This window comes from Flavobacteriales bacterium, assembly GCA_013001705.1.
Taxonomy (GTDB): domain Bacteria; phylum Bacteroidota; class Bacteroidia; order Flavobacteriales_D; family JABDKJ01; genus JABDLZ01.
The window spans coordinates 1-5618 of the sequence record JABDLZ010000044.1 but is presented as its reverse complement, the minus strand read 5'-3'; the positions used below and the strand labels follow the sequence as shown (position 1 = coordinate 5618).

The 5618-nt window shown below is 50.6% G+C and carries 3 protein-coding genes; all 3 read right to left on the bottom strand.

Going from position 1 to position 5618, the window contains the following annotated elements; genetic code table 11:
• The coding region (locus HKN79_01580) for a tetratricopeptide repeat protein (GenBank protein ID NNC82241.1) at positions 1–1467 on the bottom strand (1467 nt) is incomplete at its 3' end.
• Complete coding sequence (locus HKN79_01575) at positions 1464–2483, bottom strand: PorP/SprF family type IX secretion system membrane protein (GenBank protein NNC82240.1); 1020 nt, start codon at positions 2481–2483, stop codon at positions 1464–1466. The genes HKN79_01580 and HKN79_01575, both read right to left, overlap by 4 nt.
• Positions 2480–5618, bottom strand: a 3139-nt coding sequence (locus HKN79_01570) for a T9SS type B sorting domain-containing protein (GenBank protein NNC82239.1), incomplete at its 5' end; no start/stop codon positions are given. The genes HKN79_01570 and HKN79_01575, both read right to left, overlap by 4 nt.

Genomic DNA, 5618 nt, shown 5'->3' with positions numbered 1-5618 from the left:
CCCTTCCAGTGCCAGATAATCACTCACGGTCTCATTATAGGATAGTTCGGTGCGTCTTGATTGAGAGCCCGGGTCGGGGATATCGTTATGGAAATAGAGCCGGATAGGGAGAATGCGGTTGAGTTCTGAGATGTCCTCGATCTCTTCTGGTACCCGATCATCCGTAAAGAGGGTGTCGAGTTGTTCCACTTTCTGAGAGAATCGAAAGATGTCTGAACAGCAAAAGGAAGCCTCTACATCTTCAGTTCCTCTATCCGAGGTGACCAGGCCACCTTCCACTGTGATCTCCAGGGAATGGTCGTTCAAGGAGCTATTCAGTGGCAGACCTAGATTCTGCGGAAGAGACGTCTCTCCTGCCTCGGCAGGGTGCCACTTCACTTGGAAGAGGTCATAGCCACCATAACCCGGGTGACCGTCTGAGCTGAAATAGAGGAGCGAGTCGGATAGTTGATAGTTCGGGGTCACTTCATTCCCCACGCTGTTAATGGAGCTAGGAAGGGCTTTGATATCATGCACATGGTTCCCAGATAGCCGGCCCCAGTAGAGGTCATACGTGGAGTTTTCAGTCTCTCGTTTCGCGCTGAATAGTATGAAGCTTTGTTCATCTTGAGTGAAAACAAAGGGATGTCCAATAAATGGATAGTCGGGCAAGCCGTCCATAGTCAAGACCTTGATGACTTTGGTCGAGTCTTCCCAGTTGATCATTCCTAATTGGGAGCTGTTTTCCTCGAACAGGGTAAAAAAGAGTCGATCACCCGCTGGAGAGAATCGAGGATTCAAGAAATGAACTTGATCGAAGCCAGTTTGCAGATTCATCTGCTGCGCTTCACTGGCTCCATAGGTGTCTACCTCGCTGTGATAGAGCCGGGCGAAATAGGTAGAAGGTTCATCCAATCCTCCATTCTCATCATACGCTCCGCGAAGAGAGCTGAATACGAGATCACCCTTCGGATGCATTGTCGCTCCGGATTCACTTTCTGTCGTATTGATGCGCTCATCCAATCGGATGAGTTCTACATCCTCTTCCGGAATGGGATTGGAGAGCGCGTAGCTACACGATTGCAGTTGACCTTCTACCCATGCTTTTTGCTCAAGGTCATCCGTGCGTCTCAAAGCACGTTTCCAGAATTCAATGGCTGACTCGTATTCGCCCAGGTACATCTTCAACTGGGCGATCTCTCGTGGACCTTCTGGGAAGAATCGACCCCTCCCTTTGCTGTATACCTTCAGATAAAGTCGCAAGGCTTGTGGATAATTGCCCACTTCACGGTATGCGCTCGCGAGAGCATAAGTGAGTTCTTGGCGTGAGGAGTCCAATTCAAAGGCATATTCATAGTATCGCACCGCTCCCACAGGGTCACCTACTTCCATGGCCTGGTCGCCAAATGCCACCCAGTGATAGTAATCCTGAGAAGAAAGGGATGAGCTCAAGCCAAGTATGAAGATCAGAATGCAGAATCGTCTCATAGGATCCTCAGGCATTTGCGATGAAGGACACGTTCTTCTCGGAATACATCCATGAGGTAGATCGCGGTCAGCTCCAATGCCCCTCGATTGCGTGAGGCGACTTCCAAGGGAGACAGATTCACATCATAGCTCATTCCGAATATCCATTCATCCCTTTCGAATCCGAAACAGATATAAGCTCCATCGTTCCATCGGGCCAGAGCTCCGATATAGGCTCTGCGTTTTGCTAGAGCGGAGTACTCCCAGGTATGTCTGATGCGAGTACCGAGCAGATACTCTTGATAAGGTCCTTGCCACATCATTCTGCCAGAAGGGATGATGTCCCAATTGTCATCCAATCCCACAGAATATTCACCATATACTGAATGTCGCTGACGCAAGAAAACACTTACATCCTGTTTGAAGCTGACATCCGGGGTGCTCAGATTCCAGATACTCAGACCCAGCAGCCTCATTCTCCCCCGTTGCTGATAGCGGATCACACTCAGGCCGGCATGGACATCCAGATGTGAGACCTTATCCCCCCTCAGCAACTCTCCGTCTGAAAGTGAAGCGTCATAGAGGGTTCCATCGTACTGTGCATCAAAGCGCAGGGCATCGAAATCGATGCGTTTCTGAGTAAATCCTATGGAGAGCCCAGAGCGAAGCTCAGTACGCCCTTCATCATCCATCGGGGTGGCCTTGCTGATGAGTGCGGCCATGGAGAATGTGTTGAACCGAGAATCACCTGCACGATCATTCATGATCCTCAGCCCCAGGCCAAGTCCTTTGATCTGCTGGAAATCATGGGCATCTGCGGTGAATTGGAAAGTGCTGTAAGGTAGGGTGACCGAGCGCCACTGTACCCGATGGACCCCACTGATGCGATAATCACTATCGAATCTGCCGGTGAGGGAAGGGTCCGTGCTGAGGTCGGTCAAGAAGAATTGGGAGAAGTGGATATCCTGTCCTTGGGAAGGAATGCTCAGGCCCAGGCTGAGGGAAGCAATCGCTATGGATAGGATTAGATGCCTCATCGGATCAAAGTGATATTCCCTTTTTCGAAATTCTCCTGACCATCGATGCAGATGAAGTCCAAGTGATAGACATAGACTGCGGGTTCGAGCTCTTTCCCTCTGAAGGTGCCGTCCCATCCCACGTTCGGGTCTTGCGTCTCAAAGACCATTTCTCCCCAGCGGTCATAGATCTTGAGATTAAGCTCTTGGATGTACTTCCCACGCACGAAGAGTACATCATTGTTCCCATCCGCATTCGGGCTGAAGGCATTGGGTACAAAGGTGGTCGGGAAGGAGCATAGGAATTCGAATACCTTGACGGTCACTGTGTCCGATCGTTGACACCTTCCGTTGGACTGTTCATCGGAGATGGTGATGGTGTAGGTGGTCGTCTGATCGGGAGAAGCAAAAGGGTCGGCAATGGAGGAAGAACTCAGACCGGTAGGAGGTGTCCATTGATAGTCATATGGACCTATCGGTTCTGAAGAGAGTTGGGAGGATTCACCTAGAGGTATGAGGTCGGGTTCGGCCCATGCTTCAGCTTGCAGAAAGGAGAGATCGGACACTTCAACAAACACCGAATCTTCCACCTGACATCCCGCTGGACTTTCTACAAGAACACCGATCCATTGGTCCTCCGAGACACTTACCGTGACTTCCTCGGTACCTTGGCCTTCAAGGATCGTAGATTCAGGAGTCCAAAGTATATCGAGGCCCTCAATCGAACTTTGATTGCTCAACTGCAGATTCACAGGTTCTCCTGCGCAGATAAAGGTATCGGGAGACACTTGGATGAACTCAGAGAATATAGAGACCACCACAGCGTCTTCTGCTCGGCACGGACCTTCAGCCGCTACATAGTATATATCTGTGAAGAGCGGAGTGAGGGTCAATGAATCAGTGGCGGATAAGGTGTCCAGAAAGGATGGTAGGGTGGACCAGACGTAGCTCACGTCATCTTCAGTGCTCGTAGCTGTAAGTATGACCGAAGAATCATCACAAATGATCGTATCCGGACTGAGTTCCAATCCCAGGTCGTTGATTTGGACCCATTGCGTGGCTGAGCTGGGACATACCCCATTGTCGATCACCAGCGTAAAGAGGGTGGACTCTGCGACCGTTGCGATGGGGTCAGCAACATCATCTTCTGAGAGGAATTCTCCCTGCGTCCATGAATAGCTCAGACCTGGGATAGGGAGCGGGTCGAAACCGATCTGTACGCTTTCACCTGCACAGATGGTCGTGTCGGAGAGTTGCACTCCGTTGCTATCGAAGATGAAGATCTCTTTCTGAATGCTGTCGATGAGATTGCAGCTCATCGGATCGCTCACGGTGAGTGAGACGGTGTAGAGACCCGGTGTATCATAGAGATGCGTAGGTTGATAGTCATTACTGCTATTGCCATCTCCGAAGTCCCACTGGAAGTCCAGTCCACCTTCACTGGTATTGAGAAATGTCACCGAATCCGGAAGGCAAATGGGTTCATAGATGAAATCCGCAATGACCAGGGGTAGATCGAAGTCCATCTTGAACACGCCTAGGTTGCATCCCGTACTTCCATTCTCAGCAGAATGCGCATCTGTAGGAAATATGGGAAAATCGCTGTTGCCTTGACAACCGGCACAGACGGCTTGATAGACCTTTCCTTTCTTATCGAATCGGCTCGTGCCACCATCTACATGCTCGTTGCTTTGATCACCTCCATAGAAGCTTCCATAGAGCAGTTCGGAAGCATCATCTGCCAAGGCCATGAGATAGAAATCTCCGCTCGAAGTCTCATCCTGAAAGGCATCATCGGTCACTTCGAGTCCGGTCACAGTCAGATTATTGGGACCGGTAGGGCCGCCCCAACCGCTCAGGTAGATGCGGTCACAGACATCTACCAGGAAGGCAGTAGGAGAGATGTTGGGCTGTCCATTGCCATTTCCAAAGGCTGTGCTCCATATCAGCCCATCGAATTCCGGTGACATCTTAGTGATGAATTGTCCACTGTTCAGGTCAAAATGATCTGCATTGATGATCAGAGCATCTCCGTTGGCCGTCTGGCCGAACAGATGCACATTGTCCTGGCTATCCAATTCTACCATGTAGGCTTGATCTCGGCTTGAGGTGCCCCAATAGCTCATGTGCAGGATAGAATCCGCCAGAGGGTCATAGACCATCACCCAGGCATCGGCCGATCCTCCTTGATAGGAATTGAACAGAGCGGCTGGAGTACTAGGCAGTTCTTCAGAATCTGTACCTCCACAGATGACCAGTAGGCTGTCGCTCCGAATGGCGATCGACAAAGCGGCATCCTCACCTTCACCTCCAATAAAAGTGCTCCAAAGGAGCTGTTCCAAGTCAGGGTCCATGCTGAATAGGACGCCATCCTGATCACCACCGATAAAGGACTCGAAGGGAGCGCCATCTGTAGTAGGAAAGCTTATCTCCCCATTGAACCGACCTGTGCAAGAAGCTATGATCACATTCCCCTCATCGTCCAGTTCGATCTCACCGCGTATCTCATCGGCATAGTTGTACTTGGTCGCTGACTGGATGTTCAGCCCATCCATTCCATTCTCACCGATATATGACGAGGCGAGCAGTTCTGTTCCATCAAAACTCAGCTTGGAAACGATGAGATCCGAACCACTCAGATAGTCCACTCCCAGTCCTCCTATGCCACCGAGAGAGAAATCAGCCCCTGCGAATTGCTGATCGAAGGCTTCGCTCGTCACTGGGTAGTTGTCCGAACCCGTAGTGCCGAAGACATAGAGTTCATCCAGTTCATTGACGATGATACTGTGGGGTAGCTCATCGGCAGAACCTCCGAGATAGGTGCTATAGACCAGAAAGGTGCCAGTGGTATCGAACTTGCTGATGGCGATGTCCACATTCCCATCGTTGAAGCTCATATCATAGGCGCCCATCGAGGTGGGATAGCCGTTGGCAAATACAGAGCTTCCACTGTATAAGAATCCGGCCTGATCGAATGTGGCCGTATAGCCGAAATTATTGGCCGTACTACCACTATAACTCGAAAATATGAGCGTAGGGTCGATAATGAGTTCCTGGCTAGCATCGTAGGTCCCGATTCGGTAGGATAAGGTATTGCCACGTAATCTGTAGTCTCCGCTGATGGTCGCTCGACTTCCATCCTGGGTGTCCTGATAT

What these genes read in the sequence shown, in the direction of transcription:
- HKN79_01575 (NNC82240.1), bottom strand. Translation starts at nt 2,483, where the DNA reads ATGAGGCATCTAATCCTATCCATAGCGATTGCTTCCCTCAGCCTGGGC.